Here is a 16,687-nt window from a genome sequence, read left to right on the forward strand (position 1 = left end):
GGGCTCGTGGACGGCGGCGTGCCCGCGTCCGTGGTGGCCGCGCTGGCGCCCGCACGAGGCGCCTCGCGCGGGGCGGGGGACCGCGGGCGGTGGCGGGCGGGACCCGCGCGGCTGCGGACCGGCGCGCGGTCCGCCGCGGGCCCGCGGCCGGCCGTCCTCGTCGACGACGTGGTCACCACGGGGGCCACGCTGGCACGCGCCGCGGGCGCCCTCGAGGGCTCCCCGCTGGTGCCCGTGGGGGCCCTCGTGCTGGCATCGGCCCCGGCACCTGGGGAAGTGCTGAGAGTCCGGCCCGCAAGCGCCTCCGGCGCGCTAGGGTAGGAGGTCCAGGACGACGAAGAACGTCGGACACCTTCCAGGCGAGGAGGTGATGCACCAGGCGTGACAAGCGCCGACCCCTTGCCCCTGGCCCCTGCGGGGCCCCAGCGACAGTGAAGGAGTTTTCGTCATGGACATCGCCATCGTGGGACGTCACACCAAGGTCTCCGAGGACATGCGGCAGAGGATCTTCGAGAAGATGGAGAAGGTCGAGGCCCTGGCCCCTCGCGCGACCCGCGCGGACATCCATGTGGTCCATGAGAGGAATCCCAAGCACGCCAACGACCGCGAGCGCGTCGAGATCACGGTGCGCGGACGCGGAGTCGTGCGCGCCGAGGCGGCGGCCGAGGACCGGTTCGTCGCGCTCGACGGCGCGATGCAGAAGCTGGTCGAGCAGCTGCGCAAGCTCCACGAGCGCAAGGCACATCGGCACCAGGGCAAGAGCGGGCTCCACACGGTGCCCGCGCCCGAGCCGGTGGAGGACGCCGTGGACGACCGCGCGACCAGCGTCGAGGCGTGGGAGGGTGCGCCCGAGGGCTCGCACCGCGAGATCCCTATCGACGGCACGCCGATCGTCATCCGTTCCAAGACCCACGCGGCCACGCCCATGACCGTCGCGGATGCGCTCGACCAGATGGAGCTGGTCGGCCATGACTTCTTCCTCTTCCACGACGTCGACTCCGGCCTCGCGTCAGCGGTGTACCGCCGCCGCGGCTGGACCTACGGCGTGATCCACCTCGAGCAGGCGGCGGCCGAGGAGGCCCGCGAGACCGCCTGATCCCTGTCGCGGCGGGGCTGCACCGGATAGATTTCCCCGGTGCAGCCCCGCCATTTCATGTCCGTCGTCCTCGCGGCGACCCTGTGGGGCACCGGCGGCCTCCTCGGGACCCTCCTGGCGGAGCACAGCGACGTGCCGCCCGCGTCGGTCGCGATGTGGCGCATGGTCATCGCGGGCATCGTCCTCAGCGTGTGGCTCGCGGCCCGCGGCGCGCTCGGGCTGGGGTCCCTCGACCGTGCCGCGGTGGTGCGGATTCTCGCGACGGGCGCGCTGACCGCCGCCTTCGAGGTGCTCTACTTCACCGGCATCGCGCTCGCGGGCGTGGGCCTGTCCACGCTCGTGACGATCGGCTCCGCGCCCGCGTGGGTCGCGCTGTGGGACTGGTGGCGCCACGGGGACCGGCCCGACGGGCGCCGGGTCCTCGCGCTCGTGCTCGCCCTCGGCGGGCTGGGCCTCCTGCTGGGGTCGTCGCTGGCCGCCGGCGACCGGGCGCTCCTCGGCGTGGCCGTCGCGGTGGTCGCCGGTTCCGCCTTCGCGGGCGTCACGGTGGTCAACCGCGCGCCGGTGCCCGGCCTGGGCGCGGCGCGCCTGACCGCCCTGTCGTTCACCGCCGGCGGGCTGCTGCTCGTGCCCGTCGCGCTGGTGCTCGGCTGGGGCGTGCCGTCCGGGGCGGCGTCGTGGGGGCTCGCCGCGGCGCTGGGCGTCGTGTCGACGGCGCTGGCCTACCTGGCGTTCCTCTCGGGGCTCGCCACGGTGCCGCCGTTCGTCGCGACCGTCGTGAGCCTCCTGGAGCCGCTCGTCGCGGCGATCCTCGGCGCGATCGTCCTGGGCGAGCGGCTCGGCTGGGGCGGCGTCGTCGGCGGCGCGGTGCTCGCGAGCGCGGTGGTGCTGTTGCGCCCACAGCGAGACGAGCCGGAGAGCATCCATTGACCGCCTACGATGGTCGGGGACTGTACAGGCTTTCGAGGAGCGCAACGTGGCTGTGATCGACCGCATCATCCGTATGGGCGAGGGGCGCGAGCTCCGCCGTCTGCAGAAGGTGGTGACGCTCACCAACGCCCTGGAGGAGGCGTACGAGGCGCTGTCGGACGACGAGCTCCGCGCCCTCACCGACGAGTTCAAGGAGCGCCGCGAGGGCGGCGAGAGCCTCGACTCGCTCATGCCGGAGGCGTTCGCCGCGGTCCGTGAGGCGTCCCGCCGCACGCTCGGCATGCGTCACTTCGACGTGCAGCTCATGGGAGGCGGCGCGCTCCACCACGGCAACATCGCGGAGATGAAGACCGGTGAGGGCAAGACCCTCGTCGCGACCCTGCCCGCGTACCTCAACGCCCTCGACGGCAAGGGCGTGCACGTCGTCACGGTGAACGACTACCTCGCGAGCTACCAGTCGGACCTCATGGGCCGCGTGTTCCGCTTCCTCGGCATGACGACGGGCTGCATCGTCGCGAACCAGTCGCCCGAGGTGCGCCGCCAGCAGTACCGGGCGGACATCACCTACGGCACCAACAACGAGTTCGGCTTCGACCACCTGCGCGACAACATGGCGCTCGACCCGTCGCAGCTCGTGCAGCGCGGCTACCACTACGCGATCGTCGACGAGGTCGACTCGATCCTCATCGACGAGGCGCGCACCCCGCTGATCGTCTCCGGCCCCGCCTCGGGCGACAACAACCGCTGGTACGTCGAGTTCGCGCGTCTCGCCCAGGAGATGGAGGTCGACGTCGACTACGAGGTCGAGGAGAAGAAGCGCGCGGTCGGCATCCTCGAGCCCGGCATCGACAAGGTCGAGGCGGCGCTCGGCATCGAGAACCTCTACGACCCGGCCAACACGCCGCTCATCGGCTTCCTCAACAACGCGATCAAGGCCAAGGAGCTGTTCCGCCGCGACCGCGACTACGTGGTGCAGGCCGGCGAGGTCGACATCGTCGACGAGCACACGGGCCGCCTCCTCAAGGGCCGCCGTTACTCGGAGGGCCTCCACCAGGCCATCGAGGCCAAGGAGCGCGTGCCGATCAAGGCCGAGAACCAGACCTACGCGTCGATCACGCTGCAGAACTACTTCCGCCAGTACGAGAAGATCGCCGGCATGACGGGCACCGCCCAGACCGAGGCGGCGGAGCTGCACTCGACGTACGGCATGGGCGTCATCCCCATCCCGACGAACCGGCCGATGATCCGCGCCGACCAGTCGGACCTGCTCTACAAGTCCCACCAGGCCAAGCTCACCGCGGTCATCGAGGACATCCTCGAGCGCAACGAGAAGGGCCAGCCGGTGCTCGTCGGCACCGTCTCGGTGGAGAAGTCGGAGACGCTCTCGAAGGAGCTGCGCAAGCACGGCATCGTCCACACGGTGCTCAACGCGAAGCACCACGAGAAGGAGGCGGCGATCGTCGCGGAGGCGGGCCGCAAGGGCGCCGTCACCGTCGCCACCAACATGGCCGGCCGCGGTACCGACATCATGCTCGGCGGCAACCCGGAGTTCCGCGCGGTCGCCGAGATGCAGGCGCGCGGCCTCGACCCCAACGAGAGCCCCGAGGAGTACGAGAAGGTCTGGAAGGACGTCTTCGCGGAGGCCAAGGCGGACGTCGAGACGGAGCGCGACGAGGTCCTCGAGGCGGGCGGCCTGTACGTGCTCGGCACCGAGCGCCACGAGTCGCGCCGCATCGACAACCAGCTGCGCGGCCGCTCCGGCCGACAGGGCGACCCGGGTGAGAGCCGCTTCTACCTCTCGCTCGAGGACGACCTCATGCGGATGTTCCAGTCCGGCCTCGCGGCGTCGGTGATGAACTCGTCCGCCCTGCCCGACGACATGCCGATCGAGTCGAAGGTGCTGACCCGCGGCGTGCAGAGCGCGCAGGCGCAGATCGAGGGCCGCAACCACGAGATCCGCAAGAACATCCTCAAGTACGACGACGTCCTGAACTCGCAGCGCAAGATCATCTTCACCGAGCGCCGCCGCGTGCTCGACGGCGAGGACATGCACGAGCAGATGGAGGGCTTCGTCCGGGACGTGGTCACGGCGTACGTGCGCTCCGCCACGCTCGTGGGCTCGCCCGACGACTGGGACCTCGAGGCGCTGTGGAAGGACCTCCGCTCCGTCTACCCGGTGTCGATCGACATCGACGAGGTCATCGAGGAGGCCGGCGACCTGTCCGGCCTGTCGACCGCGTTCCTCGAGCGCGAGCTCGTCGCGGACGCGAAGCTCCAGTACGAGTTCGTCGAGAACAAGCTCGGCGGCGACGTGATGCGCCAGGTCGAGCGCCAGGTGCTGCTCCAGGTCCTGGACTTCAAGTGGCGCGAGCACCTCTACGAGATGGACTACCTCAAGGAGGGCATCGGCCTGCGCGCGATGGGTCAGCGCGACCCGCTCATCGAGTACCAGCGCGAGGGCTTCCAGCTGTTCGAGGCGATGTCGGACGCCATCAAGGAGCAGGCCGTCTCGATCCTGTACCGCGTCGAGAAGAAGGAGGCGCCCGCGCCGCAGGCGCCCGTGACGGCGGACTCCGCCGCCGCGACCGCGCAGCAGGCCCCGGCGCAGCGCCTCGCCGGCGGCGGCGCCGCCACTGCGGCGGGACCGGCCGGCCAGCGCATCGTCGCCACGCCGGTCACCGGCTCGGCGGGCGGCCCGGTGCAGGCCCGCATGGGCGCGCTGACGTTCTCCGGCCCGTCGCAGGACGGCTCGGGCACCGCGAAGGTGGCCGCCCCGGCGCAGCCCAGCGGCCCCAGGCCGTGGGACGACGGCCGCACCTTCCCGGGTGCCGGCAAGAACTCGCCGTGCCCGTGCGGCTCGGGGCGCAAGTACAAGATGTGCCACGGCAAGAACGAGGAGGGTGCGGAGCTGTAGGGCTCACGCGGCCCGGCGACGAGGGCGGCACCCGGCGGGTGCCGCCCTCGCGCGCGTCTTGGGCGCGCCGCGCCTCAGCCGATGTCGAGCACCGTGATGACCCAGCGGCCCGCGCGGTCCTCGAGCCGGATCGCGACCGCGTGGGACCGGCCGGCGATCCGCGCGACCGCGCCGATCTCGGCCGCCTCGCGTGACACCCGGCAGGCGCGGGCCCGGAGGATGCGCGCGTCGGCGCCGCCGCGCCGGCCCGCGCGGCGCGCGAGCGAGTGCTGGCGGGCGAGGCGGTCGCGGACGTCGGGGGTGATCCAGCGCAGCAGGGAGTCCAGCCCGTCGCCGCCGTGGACCACCTCGATCGCGGTGAGCGCGACCGTGCATGCGAGGGGGGTCGGGTCGCCGAGCACGGCGCGGGGCCGGCCGTAGACGTCGGGTCGCGCGGGTCGGGGCGACCAGGCCGGCTCGGCGCTCATCGCGCGTCCCCCGCGAGCGGTCCGGGCAGCGCGAGGCGCAGCCCGGGGTGGATGAGGTCCGGGTCGGGGCCGACCTCGTCCCGGTTGGCCGCGTAGAGCCGCGGCCACGCGGCGGCGACGTCCGCGGCCGAGGCCCCGTCGCCCAGCGCGTCCGCCGTGATCGACCACAGCGACTCGCCCGGCACGACCACGTGGACGGGGTCCTCCTGATGGGCCGACCCCGTCGCCGGGACGTTCGCGGGGGCCTCCGCGGGGACGATGCGGGCCGGGCTCGGCGTGCGCGTCGCCGGGGTCCATGGCGCGGGTGCGGGCGCCGTCGCGACGACGGCCCCCGCCGCCGCGGGGAGCCAGCCCGCCGACGGCGGTGGATCGTCCGCATGCGCGACGCCCGCGCCCAGCAGCGTCGCGGCGAGCCCACCGGCGACGGCGCGTGCGAGGCGCCCGGTCCATGCCGGGGCGGTGGCGCCCCGGGCCATCGCCACCGCGGCGGCGACGACCTCGACGCAGAACCTCAGCGCGAGCACCGCGCCGGCGATCCCGGCGGCGGCGACCACCGCGTCCGACGCCTCCCAGAGGCGCCAGTCCACGGCCTCGGCGGCGCGCCACGCGAGCACCGCGACGCCCGACCCGGCCGCCGCGGCCGTGAGCGCCGCCGCTGCCGCCCCCGCGTCGCGCGCCCGGACCCCGGCCGCGTCGGCCGGTCCCGCCGGTCCGGTCCGCCGCATCGTCCCCGCCCCTGCTCTCATCTCTCGCCTCCGTTTGATGCAGTTTGATGCTGTTTGATATCTCCTGATGTAGTCGAGCGTGTCCGGTTTGTCCACCCGGGATTCCCCGCTGTGGACACGGCCGCTAGCGTGACGGCATGCGCTGGGAGCTGCTGTTCGCGGACCTCGAGTCGCGGCTGGACGTCGCCGAGCGCGCCGAGGTCGACGCGGAGATCGCCGAGCGCACGCGGGACGAGCGCGCGGCGGTCGCCCTCGCGGGACGGCTGGCGGCGCAGGCAGGCGCCCGCGTGCGGCTGGTGCTGCGTGGCGGCGCGCGGGCGACGGGCATCGTCGCGGACGTTGCGGGAGCGTGGGTGCTGCTCGACGCCGCGGACGGTCAGGTCGTGGTGCCGCTCGCGGCGATCGCCGCGGTCGAGGGGCTGGGGCACGGCGCCGCGCCCCTGACCGAGGTGCGCCGCCGGCTCTCGCTCGCCTCGGCGCTGCGCGAGGTCGCCGACGCGGGCCTGCCGGTCGCGGTCGAGTCCGACGGCGGGACGTGGCGCGGGACCATCGCGTCCGTCGGGGCGGACCACCTCGATCTCGTCAGCGAGGGGACGATGCGGACCGTGCCGCTCGGCGCGGTGCTCGCGGTGCGCGCGGGCTGACCGTCAGCGGGCGTCGCGCTCCTTGAGGTGCTCGCGGGCGAGAGCGTACTGGCGCGCGATGTAGGCCTCGAGCTCGCTCTCCTCGACGCGCCACTGGCCGCGGCCGCCCACCTGGATCGCGGGCAGGTCGCCCGAGCGGACGAGCGCGTACGCCTGGGGCGAGGAGATGTTGAGGATCTCCTGGACGTCGCTGAGCTTGAGGAACCGGGGTGGCACCCGGCCATTGTGACACGGCGCCGCCACGGTCGCCCGATCTCCACAGGGCTTCCCGTGGCGGCCTCGCACCAGGCATGATGGTGGCATCCGGCGGCTGTGGGGGGTGCCGATGGGCGACGACGTTCAGGTGGTGGCGGCGCGGTTGCGGCCGCCGGGCTGGCGCGACCCGCGCCTGGTCGTGGGGGTCCTGCTCATCGTGATCGCGGTCGTGGGCGTGGCCCTCGCGCTGCGCGCGGCCGACCGCACCACGCCCGTGTACGCGGCCGCGGGGACGCTCGCGCCCGGCACGGTCCTCGACGACTCCAACCTGGTGGTCGCCCACGTGCGGGTGGGGGAGGGCTACCTCGAGGCGCCGGACGACGCGCCGTTCGGCCGGGTGCTCACGCGCGCGGTCGGCGCGGGCGAGCTCGTCCCCGCGGGCGCGGTCGCCGCGCGCGAGGACTTCGACGGCCGGCCGGTCGCGGTGGTCGCCTCCGCTCCGGTGGCGGACGGCGTCGACGCCGGCGCCGTCGTCGACGTCTGGGTCACCCCCGACGGGGGCGGCTCCGCACGCGTCGGCGAGTCGCTCGTCGTGTCCGCGGTGCAGCGCGACGACGGCTCGTTCGGGCTCGGCGGCGAGACGGTCTACGTCGTGGTCCCCGCGGACCAGGTGGGCGACCTCCTCGACGCGCTCGCGACCGCGGCGGAGGTCGCGGTCGTGGGGATCGGATGAGCGCGCCGCTCGGCGTCATCGTCTCCGTGCGCGGCGAGGCCGAGGCGGCGGTGGTGGCGGAGGTCGACGCGCACCCCCGCCTCGCGGTCGTGCGCCGGTGCGCGGACCTGGCCGAGGCGGTCGCGGTCGCCCGCGCCGGGCTCGGCGCAGTCGTCGTGCTCTCCGACCAGCCGCACCTCGACGCCGATGCGGTGGCGGCGATCCGCGCCGCGGGCGCGGGGATCGTGGGCGTCGGGGGCGGGCCCGGCTCCCGGCTCGAGGCCCTCGGGATCGCGGTCGCGCGGTCCGCGCTCGCCGAGGCCGTGCTGGCGGCCGTGAGCGGGCCCGCGCCCGAGTTCGTCGCGCCGCCGGAACGGGGGACGGCGGCGATGATCGCCGTGTGGGGCAGCGGTGGAGCGCCGGGGCGCACCACCGTCGCGGTCAACCTCGCGGCGGAGGCGGCGCTCGCGGGGCATCGCACGATCCTGGTCGACCTCGACACGTACGGGGCGTCGGTGGCCACGGCGCTCGGCCTCGCGGACGAGGCGCCCGGCATCGCGGCGGCCGCCCGCGCCGCGGCGCGCGGCGAGGACGCCGGGGCGCTGCTCGACCGTCACGCGCTCGAGGTGGCTCCGCGGCTGCGCGTGCTCACGGGCCTGACGCGGGCCGCCCGCTGGCCCGAGGTGACGGCCCCCGGCCTCGAGCGGCTGTGGCCCGCGCTGCGCGCCGCCGCCGACGTCGTCGTGCTCGACCTCGCGGCGCCCGCGGACGCGGGCGCCTCCGCGCCGGGACCGGGGCCGCGCCGCGACGGCGCGACGCTCGCGGGCCTCGCGGAGGCCGACGCGGTCATCGCGGTCGGCGGGGCCGAGCCGCACCAGCTCGTGCGGCTCGTGCACGTGCTCCTCGACCACGACGGGCCGACGCCCGTCGTCGCGGTCAACCGCATCCGCGCGGCTGTGGCGGGGCCGCGGCCCGAGGACGCGATCGCGGCCGCGCTGGGACGGCACGCGGGCGTCACCGAGGTGTGGCCGCTGCCCTGGGACCTGAGGGCGTGCGATGCCGCCGCCCGCGACGGCCGCACCCTGGCCGAGGCCGCGCCGCGCTCGCCGCTGCGGAGGGCGATCGCGTCGATGGGGGAGGTCGTCGTGGCGGCCGCGCGCGCCGCGCGTGACGCGCCCGCGACGGTGACAGACTGATCCCATGCGCGTGTACATCCCGGCCACGGTCGACGACCTTCCTCGCTGCGCGGACGGGCTGTGGGAGCCGCCGATCGCCTACGCGGTGACGGAGCGCCTGCTCGACATCGTCGACTCGGACGACGGCGACGAGCTCGCGGAGATCGCGCGCGACGTCGCCGCGCGCGCGTCGGTGATCGAGGTCGGCTCGCCGCTGCGCGTCGTCGTCGTGGCCGAGCTCACCCGCGCCGAGTGCGAGACCGACCCGGACCTCCACCCCGCGGCCGTGCGCGTCCAGGGGCGGCTCCCCGCCTCGGCGATCGCGTGCGCCTTCGTCGACGAGCCGGGCGCGGCGGACGACGTCAGCGGCGCCCGCGGCGGTGACGACGACGCCCTCGACCGGCTCGAGGAGCGCGACATGCTCTGGTACGACGCCACCGAGCTGTCGCACGTGCCCGTCGGGTAGGTCGGCCCCGCCGCGCACGTCAGCGCAGGCGCGCGAGCACCTCGTCGTGCAGCAGGCCGTTCGTCACGAGCGCGTTGCCGCCATGGGGCCCGGGCGTCCCGTCGACGCCGGTGAAGCGGCCGCCCGCCTCCTCGACGATCGGCACCAGCGCGGCCATGTCGTACAGCGCGAGCTCGGGCTCCGCGGCGATGTCCACCGCGCCCTCGGCGACCATCATGTAGCTCCAGAAGTCGCCGTAGCCCCGCGTGCGCCACACGTCGCGCATGAGGTCCATGAAGGCCGGCAGGCGCCCGAAGGCCTCCCACTCGGACAGGTCCGAGTACGACAGCGAGGCCTCCGCGAGCGTGCCCACCGCGGAGACGTGCAGCGGGCGGGCCGTCGCCTCCGAGGCGCCGAGCCACGCGCCCTGGCCGCGCGCGGCGAACCAGCGCCGGTGCAGCGCGGGGGCGCTCACCACGCCCACCACGACGTCGTCGCCGTCGAGCAGCGAGATGAGCGTCGCCCACACCGGCACGTCGCGGATGAAGTTCTTGGTGCCGTCGATCGGGTCGACCACCCAGCGCCGCGCCGACTCGCCCGTCGTGCCGTACTCCTCGCCCACGAACGCGTCGTCCGGGCGGTGCTGAGCGATCAGGTCGCGCGCGAGGCGCTCGGCGGCGCGGTCCACGGCCGTCACCGGCGTGTCGTCGGGCTTGGTCTCGACGGTCAGCTCGCCGGTCGCGAAGTTCGCGAGCGTGAGGCGGTCGACCTCGTCGGCGATCGCGAGGGCGAGCAGCAGGTCGTCGGCGTAGGGGGCGTCGGTCATGACCTCAACCTACCGGCGACGATGCGCGGCGCACCCGCCCGGCGACCTTCCGCAAGTCACACACCTCGCGCCGGGTGTCCCGCGATCCCCGCACGATCACGGGCGCACCGGTCGTCAGATGTGTGACTTGCGGTTCTGGAGCGCGGGGCCGGTGCGGGGCGGGCCGGGGCGGGGGCGGGATCAGTACTGGTCGCCCGCGGCGCGCGACGCGAGCAGGCGGCGGATCGAGTCGACGCGCGCGTGACGTTCCGGCACGTCGCCGGCCCACGCGTCGAGCTCGCAGCCCGCCTCGGCCGACTCGTGCGTGCAGCCGCGGGGGCAGCGCTCGTCGGCCGCAGCGGCCACGTCGGGGAACGCCAGGATGAAGTGCTCGGGGTCCACGTGCGCGAGCCCGAACGACCGCACGCCGGGGGTGTCGACGATGCGCCCGCCCGTCGGCACCTCGTACAGCACCGCCGAGGTCGAGGTGTGGCGGCCGCGGCCCGTGACGTCGTTGACCACGCCCACCGCGCGGCCGGCGTCCGGCACGAGCGCGTTGACGAGGGTCGACTTGCCCACGCCCGAGTAGCCCACGAGCACGGTGGTGGCGCCCTCGAGCGAGTCCCGCAGCGCGACGAAGCCGGGGTCCTGGTCGGGCCCGCCCTCGCGCCGGACGGACGTCTCGAGCACGCGCACGCCGAGCGGCTCGTACGCCGCCCGCAGCTCGGACGCGTCCGCGAGGTCGGCCTTGGTGAGCACGAGCACGGCCTCCATGCCCGCGTCGAAGGCCGCGACGAGGCAGCGGTCGATCATGCGGGGGTTCGGCTCGGGGTCCGCGAGCGCGGTGACGATGGCGAGCTGCTCGGCGTTGGCGACGATCACCCGCTCGGTCGCGTCGGTGTCGTCGGCCGTGCGCCGCAGCGCGGTGGCGCGGGGCTCGCGCCGCACGATGCGCGCGAGCGTGTCCGGCCTGCCCGAGGTGTCGCCCACCACGCCCACGTGGTCGCCGATCACGAGGCCGCGCCGCCCGAGCTCGCGCGCCTTGACCGCGGTGATCACCGCATCGTCCATCCGCACGGTGTAGCGGCCGCGGTCGACGCCGGTCACGATGCCGGGCTCGGCCTCCTCGTGCGCGGGCCGCACCTTGGTCCGCGGCCGCGAGCCGCGCCGGTTGGGGCGCACGCGCGCGTCGGACTCGTCGTAGCGGCTCCAGTCGCTCACGTGCGGTCCGGCGTCGAGGGCATGCGCCCAGCCTACCGAGCGGTCGCGACCCGGCGCGGCGCGCGTGGGCGGCCTACGCTCGGGAGGGACGAAGGGATGCGTCATGGGCGACGTGCTGAGGGTGGCGGTGGTGGGCACCGGCGGCTGGGGGGCGCAGCACGCGCGGATCTTCTCGAGGAGGCGCGACACCGCGCTCGTCGGCATCGTGGGACGCGACCCCGGCCGCACCGCCGCGCGGGCCGCCGCGTTCGACACCACGCCGTACACCGACCTCGACGCGATGCTCGACGACGCGCGCCCCGACCTGGTGACGGTATGCCTGCCCAACGAGGCGCACTTCGACCCCACCCTGCGCCTGCTGCGCCGGGACGTCCCGCTGCTCGTGGAGAAGCCGCTCGTGTTCTCGCTCGAGGAGGCGGACGCGCTGCTCGGGGAGGCCGACGCGAGGGGGCTGTTCTTCGCGATCAACCTCAACCACCGCTTCGCCGAGCCGGTGGCGCGCGCCAAGGCCGCCATCGACGCGGGCGAGCTCGGCGACGTCGTGTTCGCGACGTGGCGCTTCGGCGGCGAGCCGAACTTCGGCACCAGCCCGCACGCCAACCTCATCGAGACGCAGGTGCACGGCATCGACATGCTCGAGCACCTGTGCGGCCCGATCGACAGCGTCGCCGCCCAGATGACGGACATGACGCGGCCCGGCACGTACACGACGCTCGCGGTGGCCCTGCACTTCGCCGGGGGCGCGGTGGGCAGCCTGGTGGGCACGTACGACTCGTCCTACGCGTACCCCGACACGCACCTCGTCGAGGTCAACGGCACGCGCGGCCGGCTGCTCATCGAGGACACCGTCAAGCGCCTGACCGTGTCCGCCGCGGGCGACGCCACGCGCCGCGTGTGGGAGGCCGGCTACTTCGACGACGAGGCGCGGACCTTCGAGTACACGTTCGACCGCCACGTCGAACGCCTGCTCGCGGCGTTCCGGGCGGGCGACGAGCCTCCCGTGCACGCGCGCGAGGGCCGGCGCGCGCTCGAGGTCGCGCACGCCATCATCCGGTCGTACGAGGAAGGCGCGCGCGTCGCGGTGTGAGCGGTGGTCAGCCGTCGACGCCGAGCATGCCGCCCCACATCGCAGGGAAGCCCGGCATGGTCTTCGCGGTGGTGCCCACGTTCAGCACCCGCACACCCGGCACCGCGAGGCCCACGATCGCCGCGAAGGTCGCCATCCGGTGGTCGTGGTACGTCTCCATGACGGCGCCGTGCAGGCCCGCGGCGCCGATGCCGCCCGCGGGCAGGCCGCCGAACGCGAGCGAGTCGTCGTCCGCCGCGCACTCGCCGCCCAGGCGCGTCACCTCGGCGGCCAGCGCGGCGAGCCGGTCGGTCTCGTGCCCGCGCAGGTGGCCGATGCCGGTGAGCCGGCTCGGGCCGTGCGCGACCGCGCACAGCGCCGCGATGGTGGGGGTGATCTCGCCGGCGGGGGACAGGTCCGCCTCGATGCCGCGGACTCTGCCGTCGCCGGTGACCGTCATGACGTCGCCGTCGAGCGTGCAGGCGGCGCCCATGCGGGTGAGCAGCTCGGGGTAGTAGGCGCCGGGCTGCGTGGTCCGTGCGGGCCAGCCGGGGATGCGGACGGTGCCGCCCGCGATGAGCGCGGCGGCCATGAACGGGCCCGCGTTGCTGAGGTCGGGCTCGACGCGCACCTCGCCCGGACGGATCTCGCCGGGGTGGACCACCCACGTGCGCTCGTCGGGCTGGTCGACGCGGATGCCCGCCTCGCGCAGCGTCGCGCACGTCATGTCGATGTGCGGCAGGCTCGGCAGCGTCGCGCCGGTGTGCCGCACCGTGAGGCCCTCGGGCAGCCGCGGCGCGGTGAGCAGCAGCCCCGTGACGAACTGCGAGGACGACGAGGCATCCACCTCGACCACGTCCGGCACCTCGGCGGGCGGGGTGACGGTGAACGGCAGGGTGCCCCGGCCGTCGTCGTCGACGGTCGCGCCGAGCAGGCGCAGCGCGTCGAGCAGCGGCCCCATGGGGCGCACCCGGGCGCCCTCGTCGCCGTCGAAGCTCACGGGGCCGTCCGCCAGCAGCACCATCGGCGGCACGAAGCGCATCACGGTGCCCGCGAGCCCGCAGTCGACGTGGGCGCCGCCCCGGATCGGGCCCGGCGTGACCCGCCACTCCTCGCCCGCATCGTCCACCGCGATCCCGAGGCCGCGCAGCGCGCCGATCATCAGGTCCGAGTCGCGCGAGCGCAGGCCGCCGCGCACCGTGACCGGCTCCGCGGCGAGCGCCGCGAGCACGAGGTGGCGGTTGGTGAGCGACTTGGATCCGGGCACGTCGACGGTCGCGTCGAGGGGACGATGCGCGACGGGCGCGTCCCAGACCTCGCCGGGACCGGTGCCGAGGGGAAGGGCGCCGCTCACGCGGCGTTCTTCTTGGAGCCGGCGGCCTTGAGGGCCGCCTTGGCCTCCTTCTCCTTCGCCTTCGCCTCCGCGGCCTTCTCCTTGGCCTTCGCCTTCTTCGCCTTCTTGCGGTCGATGTGGCGCTGGCTGTGGCCCGCGGTCGCCGCGAGCAGCACGCCGCCCACGAGCGACAGGTTCTTGAGGAACTGCTCGAGCTCCTCCTCCTTGCGCGCCTCGTCCTCCTCCTTCCAGAAGGGGTGGGCGAGCGCGGCGGTGGCGCTGGCGAGGCCCGCGAGGCCAAGGGCGGCGGTGCGCGGGCTGCGCGACAGCGCGAGCGCCGCGGCGAGCGCGACGGAGGCGGCGCCGTGGACCTTCACGAGGTCGACGGTCTTCACCTCCTCGAGGCCCAGCTCCTTGAGGGCGGGCTCGATGGTCGGGGCGACGCGCGCGGCGCGCGTCTCGGGCTCGAGGTAGCTCTGGACGCCTCCGTAGACGAACCACGAGGCGAGCAGCGGCCTGGCAAGTGCACGCAACATGCCTCCTACGCTACCAAGCGAGACGCTCCTCGTCAGGGGAGGGAATGATCCCGGACGCGGTGCGGTTACCGATCGATGTGACGACCACTGTGGAGAGGCCAACGGCGTCGCGTGCACCGGCACGTCGGCGCACCGCTGTACGCTCGCAACCGATGACCGACACAGCAGAGTTCGACTTCGAGTCCCAGGCGCTGTCCTACATGGACCAGCTCTATGCGGCTGCCCTGCGCATGACGCGCAACGGCGCGGACGCGGAGGACCTCGTGCAGGAGACCTTCGCGAAGGCCTTCGCCGCGCAGGACAAGTTCACCCCGGGCACCAACCTCAAGGCGTGGCTGTACCGGATCCAGACGAACGCGTTCATCAACACGTACCGGAAGAAGCAGCGCGAGCCCAAGCGCTCCGACGCCGACTCGGTCGAGGACTGGCAGCTCGCCGCCGCCGCGGAGCACACGTCGAGCGGGCTCGCCTCGGCCGAGGACGCGGCGCTGGACTCGCTCGGTGACGACGAGGTCAAGCGCGCGCTGTCCGAGCTGTCGGAGGACTTCCGCATGGCCGTCTACCTCTCCGATGTGGAGGGGTTCGCCTACAAGGAGATCGCGGAGATCATGGACACCCCGGTGGGGACGGTCATGTCGCGGCTGCATCGCGGCCGCAAGCTCCTGCGAGAGAAGCTGCGGGACTACGCCGCCGAGCGTGGTCTCTATGAGAGGACCCCGGTGAAGAAGGACAAGGACGGGGGTGCATGCCGTGCCTAAGCCGGAGTGCGAGGAGGCGCTCGACCGCCTCTTCGAGTACATCGATCACGAGCTGCCCGAGGATGAGATCCATCGGATCGGGGAGCACCTCAAGGAGTGCCCGCCCTGCGAGGCGGAGCACAAGATCAACGAGAAGATCAAGCGGCTCGTCAACAAGACCGGCCACGATGTCGCGCCCGAGGACCTCCGCGCGCGCATCCTCACGACCATCCGCGCGACGCGGCCGGACGGCGCCTCGTAGCCCCTCCGCGCCCGCGCATCGTCCCCCCGGTCGGGGGCCGAGGACGACAGAAGCCGCATCGGCCAGGCCGATGCGGCTTCTTCTCGTATCCGGGCGGAACGGCTCAGGCGTTGGGCCGCTTGCCGTGGTTGGCGCCACCCTTCGCGCGCGACTTGCGCTTACGGCCTCGCTTGCTCACAACGTTCCCCTTTCTGGACGCGAAACAAAGACCCCCTATCCTCCCACATCTGAGGACCTCGTCACACCGGGGGTCCGCCGCGCGGAGGTTGGCGATACGCTCCCCCTCAAGCCGCCCAATCCGGATGCCGATGGAGGAACCGTGAGCGATCAGCCCCAGTCAGTCATCCCGTTCCTGCACGCGCTTGCCTCGACGGGCGGCTCCGACCTGCACTGCAAGGTGGGCTCCGCGCCCCGCGTGCGCGTCGACGGCCGGCTCCGCAAGCTCCAGGTGCCGCCGCTGACCCCCGAGGACACGCAGCACATGGTCGCGCAGGTCCTCCCCGAGGACCTGGTGCCCGCGTTCCGCGATACCCACGAGGCCGACTTCGCGTTCTCGCTGTCCGGCGTCGGCCGCTTCCGCGTCAACGCCTACGTCGCGCGCGGCGCCGAGGGCCTGGTCTTCCGCCGCGTCGCGGTGGGCGCGCAGAGCTTCGAGGAGCTCGGCCTGCCGGGCGTCATCGCCGACCTCGCGCTCGAGCCTCGCGGGCTCGTCCTCGTCACGGGCCCGACGGGCTCCGGCAAGACCACGACCCTGGCGTCGATGATCGACCTCATCAACTCGTACCGCGAGGTCAACATCGTCACGATCGAGGACCCCATCGAGGTCCTCCACCAGGACAAGAAGGCGATCATCTCGCAGCGCGAGGTGCGCTCGGACACCCTGGACTTCACCAGCGCGCTGCGTGCCGCGATGCGTCAGGACCCCGACGTCATCATGGTCGGCGAGATGCGCGACATCGAGACCGTGCGCGCCGCGCTGTCCGCGGCCGAGACCGGCCACCTCGTGCTCGCGACGCTGCACACGGTGGACGCGCAGGACACGATCAACCGCATCGTCGACTTCTTCACCCCGCACGAGCAGAACCAGGTCCGCGCGACGCTCGCGCAGACGCTGCGCGGCATCGTCTCGCAGCGCCTCGTGCGCCGCGGCGACGGCACCGGCCGCACGCTCGTCGCGGAGGTCATGGTCAACACGGGCCGCACCGCCGAGGCGATCGTCGACCCGTCGAGCCAGCCGCCCATCCTCGACCTCATCTCCGAGGGCGAGTACTACAAGATGCAGACGTTCGACCAGCACCTGTTCCAGCTGGTCCGGGACAACGTCGTCGCGCTCGACGACGCCGTCGCGATCGCCTCGCGCCCGCACGACCTGCTGGTCGAGCTCCGCGGCGCCGGCGTCGTCGACTAGCAGCCGTCACGTACGA

General features: G+C 74.0%; 19 protein-coding genes and 1 pseudogene. 12 read left to right on the forward strand and 8 right to left on the reverse strand.

Features of this window, described 5'->3' with window-relative positions:
* From AOM02_RS14635 to secA, 4 genes and pseudogenes are all read left to right on the forward strand, one after another.
* Positions 1–321: pseudogene (locus AOM02_RS14635) on the forward strand (ComF family protein); the annotation flags it as partial.
* Between the two features lie 127 nt (positions 322–448).
* Positions 449–1,096, forward strand: a complete 648-nt coding sequence (gene hpf, locus AOM02_RS05725) for a ribosome hibernation-promoting factor, HPF/YfiA family (RefSeq protein ID WP_062297619.1) — start codon at positions 449–451, stop codon at positions 1,094–1,096.
* A gap of 39 nt (positions 1,097–1,135) precedes the next feature.
* Complete coding sequence (locus AOM02_RS05730) at positions 1,136–2,026, forward strand: DMT family transporter (protein ID WP_156156108.1); 891 nt, start codon at positions 1,136–1,138, stop codon at positions 2,024–2,026.
* Positions 2,027–2,099: 73 nt separating this feature from the next.
* A complete protein-coding gene (gene secA / locus AOM02_RS05735; protein ID WP_062298127.1) occupies positions 2,100–4,940 on the forward strand; it encodes a preprotein translocase subunit SecA in 2,841 nt (946 codons plus the stop codon).
* A 74-nt stretch (positions 4,941–5,014) separates the two neighbouring features.
* Here secA and AOM02_RS05740 read toward each other — a convergent pair whose 3' ends face one another.
* Both AOM02_RS05740 and AOM02_RS05745 read right to left on the reverse strand, forming a co-directional pair.
* Positions 5,015–5,407 carry an Rv3235 family protein gene (locus AOM02_RS05740; protein WP_062297623.1) on the reverse strand — a complete coding sequence of 131 codons (393 nt, stop codon included), beginning with the start codon at positions 5,405–5,407 and terminating at the stop codon, positions 5,015–5,017.
* Complete coding sequence (locus AOM02_RS05745) at positions 5,404–6,153, reverse strand: LysM peptidoglycan-binding domain-containing protein (RefSeq protein ID WP_156156109.1); 750 nt, start codon at positions 6,151–6,153, stop codon at positions 5,404–5,406. Before AOM02_RS05745 ends, AOM02_RS05740 begins: the two co-directional genes overlap by 4 nt.
* Before the next feature lie 116 nt (positions 6,154–6,269).
* On the opposite strand from AOM02_RS05745, the gene AOM02_RS05750 reads away from it, so the two are divergent.
* Positions 6,270–6,776, forward strand: a complete 507-nt coding sequence (locus tag AOM02_RS05750; protein WP_062297627.1) for a hypothetical protein — start codon at positions 6,270–6,272, stop codon at positions 6,774–6,776.
* 3 nt (positions 6,777–6,779) lie between these two features.
* On the opposite strand, the gene AOM02_RS05755 is transcribed toward AOM02_RS05750, so the two are convergent.
* Positions 6,780–6,992, reverse strand: coding sequence for a helix-turn-helix domain-containing protein (locus AOM02_RS05755; protein WP_062297629.1), 213 nt, complete (start codon positions 6,990–6,992; stop codon positions 6,780–6,782).
* 109 nt (positions 6,993–7,101) lie between these two features.
* Here AOM02_RS05755 and AOM02_RS05760 point away from each other — a divergent pair, with 109 nt between their 5' ends.
* Genes AOM02_RS05760 through AOM02_RS05770 form a run of 3 tightly spaced genes read left to right on the forward strand, consistent with a single transcriptional unit; the run spans position 7,102 to position 9,324 of the window.
* A complete protein-coding gene (locus AOM02_RS05760) occupies positions 7,102–7,704 on the forward strand; it encodes a CpaB family protein (RefSeq protein WP_062297631.1) in 603 nt (200 codons plus the stop codon).
* The gene (locus tag AOM02_RS05765) at positions 7,701–8,879 is read left to right on the forward strand and encodes a CpaE/TadZ family protein (protein WP_062297634.1); all 1,179 of its coding nucleotides are present in this window, start codon (positions 7,701–7,703) and stop codon (positions 8,877–8,879) included. Before AOM02_RS05760 ends, AOM02_RS05765 begins: the two co-directional genes overlap by 4 nt.
* A gap of 4 nt (positions 8,880–8,883) precedes the next feature.
* Complete coding sequence (locus tag AOM02_RS05770; RefSeq protein WP_062297636.1) at positions 8,884–9,324, forward strand: DUF6912 family protein; 441 nt, start codon at positions 8,884–8,886, stop codon at positions 9,322–9,324.
* A gap of 19 nt (positions 9,325–9,343) precedes the next feature.
* On the opposite strand, the gene hisN is transcribed toward AOM02_RS05770, so the two are convergent.
* Positions 9,344–10,129 carry a histidinol-phosphatase gene (gene hisN, locus AOM02_RS05775; protein ID WP_062297638.1) on the reverse strand — a complete coding sequence of 262 codons (786 nt, stop codon included), beginning with the start codon at positions 10,127–10,129 and terminating at the stop codon, positions 9,344–9,346.
* Between the two features lie 180 nt (positions 10,130–10,309).
* Entirely contained in the window at positions 10,310–11,329 is a 1,020-nt protein-coding gene (gene rsgA / locus AOM02_RS05780; RefSeq protein WP_062298129.1) for a ribosome small subunit-dependent GTPase A, read from the reverse strand.
* Between the two features lie 103 nt (positions 11,330–11,432).
* On the opposite strand from rsgA, the gene AOM02_RS05785 reads away from it, so the two are divergent.
* Positions 11,433–12,416: a Gfo/Idh/MocA family protein gene (locus AOM02_RS05785; RefSeq protein ID WP_062297640.1), complete on the forward strand. Its 984-nt coding sequence runs from the start codon at positions 11,433–11,435 to the stop codon at positions 12,414–12,416.
* Between the two features lie 7 nt (positions 12,417–12,423).
* Here the strand turns inward: AOM02_RS05785 and aroA are convergent, their stop codons facing one another.
* Both aroA and AOM02_RS05795 read right to left on the reverse strand, forming a co-directional pair.
* Entirely contained in the window at positions 12,424–13,749 is a 1,326-nt protein-coding gene (aroA, locus tag AOM02_RS05790) for a 3-phosphoshikimate 1-carboxyvinyltransferase (RefSeq protein ID WP_062297642.1), read from the reverse strand.
* The gene (locus tag AOM02_RS05795) at positions 13,746–14,264 is read right to left on the reverse strand and encodes a DoxX family membrane protein (RefSeq protein ID WP_062297644.1); all 519 of its coding nucleotides are present in this window, start codon (positions 14,262–14,264) and stop codon (positions 13,746–13,748) included. Before AOM02_RS05795 ends, aroA begins: the two co-directional genes overlap by 4 nt.
* Positions 14,265–14,416: 152 nt before the next feature.
* Here AOM02_RS05795 and AOM02_RS05800 point away from each other — a divergent pair, with 152 nt between their 5' ends.
* On the forward strand, positions 14,417–15,022 hold the full coding sequence (locus tag AOM02_RS05800) for a sigma-70 family RNA polymerase sigma factor (protein ID WP_062297646.1): 606 nt from the start codon (positions 14,417–14,419) through the stop codon (positions 15,020–15,022).
* Positions 15,015–15,263, forward strand: a complete 249-nt coding sequence (gene rsrA, locus AOM02_RS05805) for a mycothiol system anti-sigma-R factor (protein WP_169746605.1) — start codon at positions 15,015–15,017, stop codon at positions 15,261–15,263. Before AOM02_RS05800 ends, rsrA begins: the two co-directional genes overlap by 8 nt.
* Positions 15,264–15,366: 103 nt before the next feature.
* Here the strand turns inward: rsrA and AOM02_RS14755 are convergent, their stop codons facing one another.
* Positions 15,367–15,441, reverse strand: coding sequence for a 50S ribosomal protein bL37 (locus AOM02_RS14755; RefSeq protein WP_416812274.1), 75 nt, complete (start codon positions 15,439–15,441; stop codon positions 15,367–15,369).
* 141 nt (positions 15,442–15,582) lie between these two features.
* On the opposite strand from AOM02_RS14755, the gene AOM02_RS05810 reads away from it, so the two are divergent.
* Complete coding sequence (locus tag AOM02_RS05810; protein WP_062297651.1) at positions 15,583–16,671, forward strand: type IV pilus twitching motility protein PilT; 1,089 nt, start codon at positions 15,583–15,585, stop codon at positions 16,669–16,671.
* The last annotated feature ends 16 nt before the right edge of the window (positions 16,672–16,687 follow it).

This window comes from Demequina maris, from assembly GCF_000971155.1.
In the GTDB taxonomy this organism is placed as follows: domain Bacteria; phylum Actinomycetota; class Actinomycetes; order Actinomycetales; family Demequinaceae; genus Demequina; species Demequina maris.

Bases quoted from the DNA above. Each gene is read 5' to 3' on its own strand.
- hpf (WP_062297619.1), top strand. From the start codon at position 449: ATGGACATCGCCATCGTGGGACGTCACACCAAGGTCTCCGAGGACATG.
- secA (WP_062298127.1), top strand. From the start codon at position 2,100: ATGGGCGAGGGGCGCGAGCTCCGCCGTCTGCAGAAGGTGGTGACGCTC.
- AOM02_RS05740 (WP_062297623.1), bottom strand. From the start codon at position 5,407: ATGAGCGCCGAGCCGGCCTGGTCGCCCCGACCCGCGCGACCCGACGTC.
- AOM02_RS05745 (WP_156156109.1), bottom strand. From the start codon at position 6,153: ATGAGAGCAGGGGCGGGGACGATGCGGCGGACCGGACCGGCGGGACCG.
- AOM02_RS05750 (WP_062297627.1), top strand. From the start codon at position 6,270: ATGCGCTGGGAGCTGCTGTTCGCGGACCTCGAGTCGCGGCTGGACGTC.
- AOM02_RS05760 (WP_062297631.1), top strand. From the start codon at position 7,102: ATGGGCGACGACGTTCAGGTGGTGGCGGCGCGGTTGCGGCCGCCGGGC.
- AOM02_RS05765 (WP_062297634.1), top strand. From the start codon at position 7,701: ATGAGCGCGCCGCTCGGCGTCATCGTCTCCGTGCGCGGCGAGGCCGAG.
- AOM02_RS05770 (WP_062297636.1), top strand. From the start codon at position 8,884: ATGCGCGTGTACATCCCGGCCACGGTCGACGACCTTCCTCGCTGCGCG.
- hisN (WP_062297638.1), bottom strand. From the start codon at position 10,129: ATGACCGACGCCCCCTACGCCGACGACCTGCTGCTCGCCCTCGCGATC.
- AOM02_RS05785 (WP_062297640.1), top strand. From the start codon at position 11,433: ATGGGCGACGTGCTGAGGGTGGCGGTGGTGGGCACCGGCGGCTGGGGG.
- AOM02_RS05795 (WP_062297644.1), bottom strand. From the start codon at position 14,264: ATGTTGCGTGCACTTGCCAGGCCGCTGCTCGCCTCGTGGTTCGTCTAC.
- AOM02_RS05800 (WP_062297646.1), top strand. From the start codon at position 14,417: ATGACCGACACAGCAGAGTTCGACTTCGAGTCCCAGGCGCTGTCCTAC.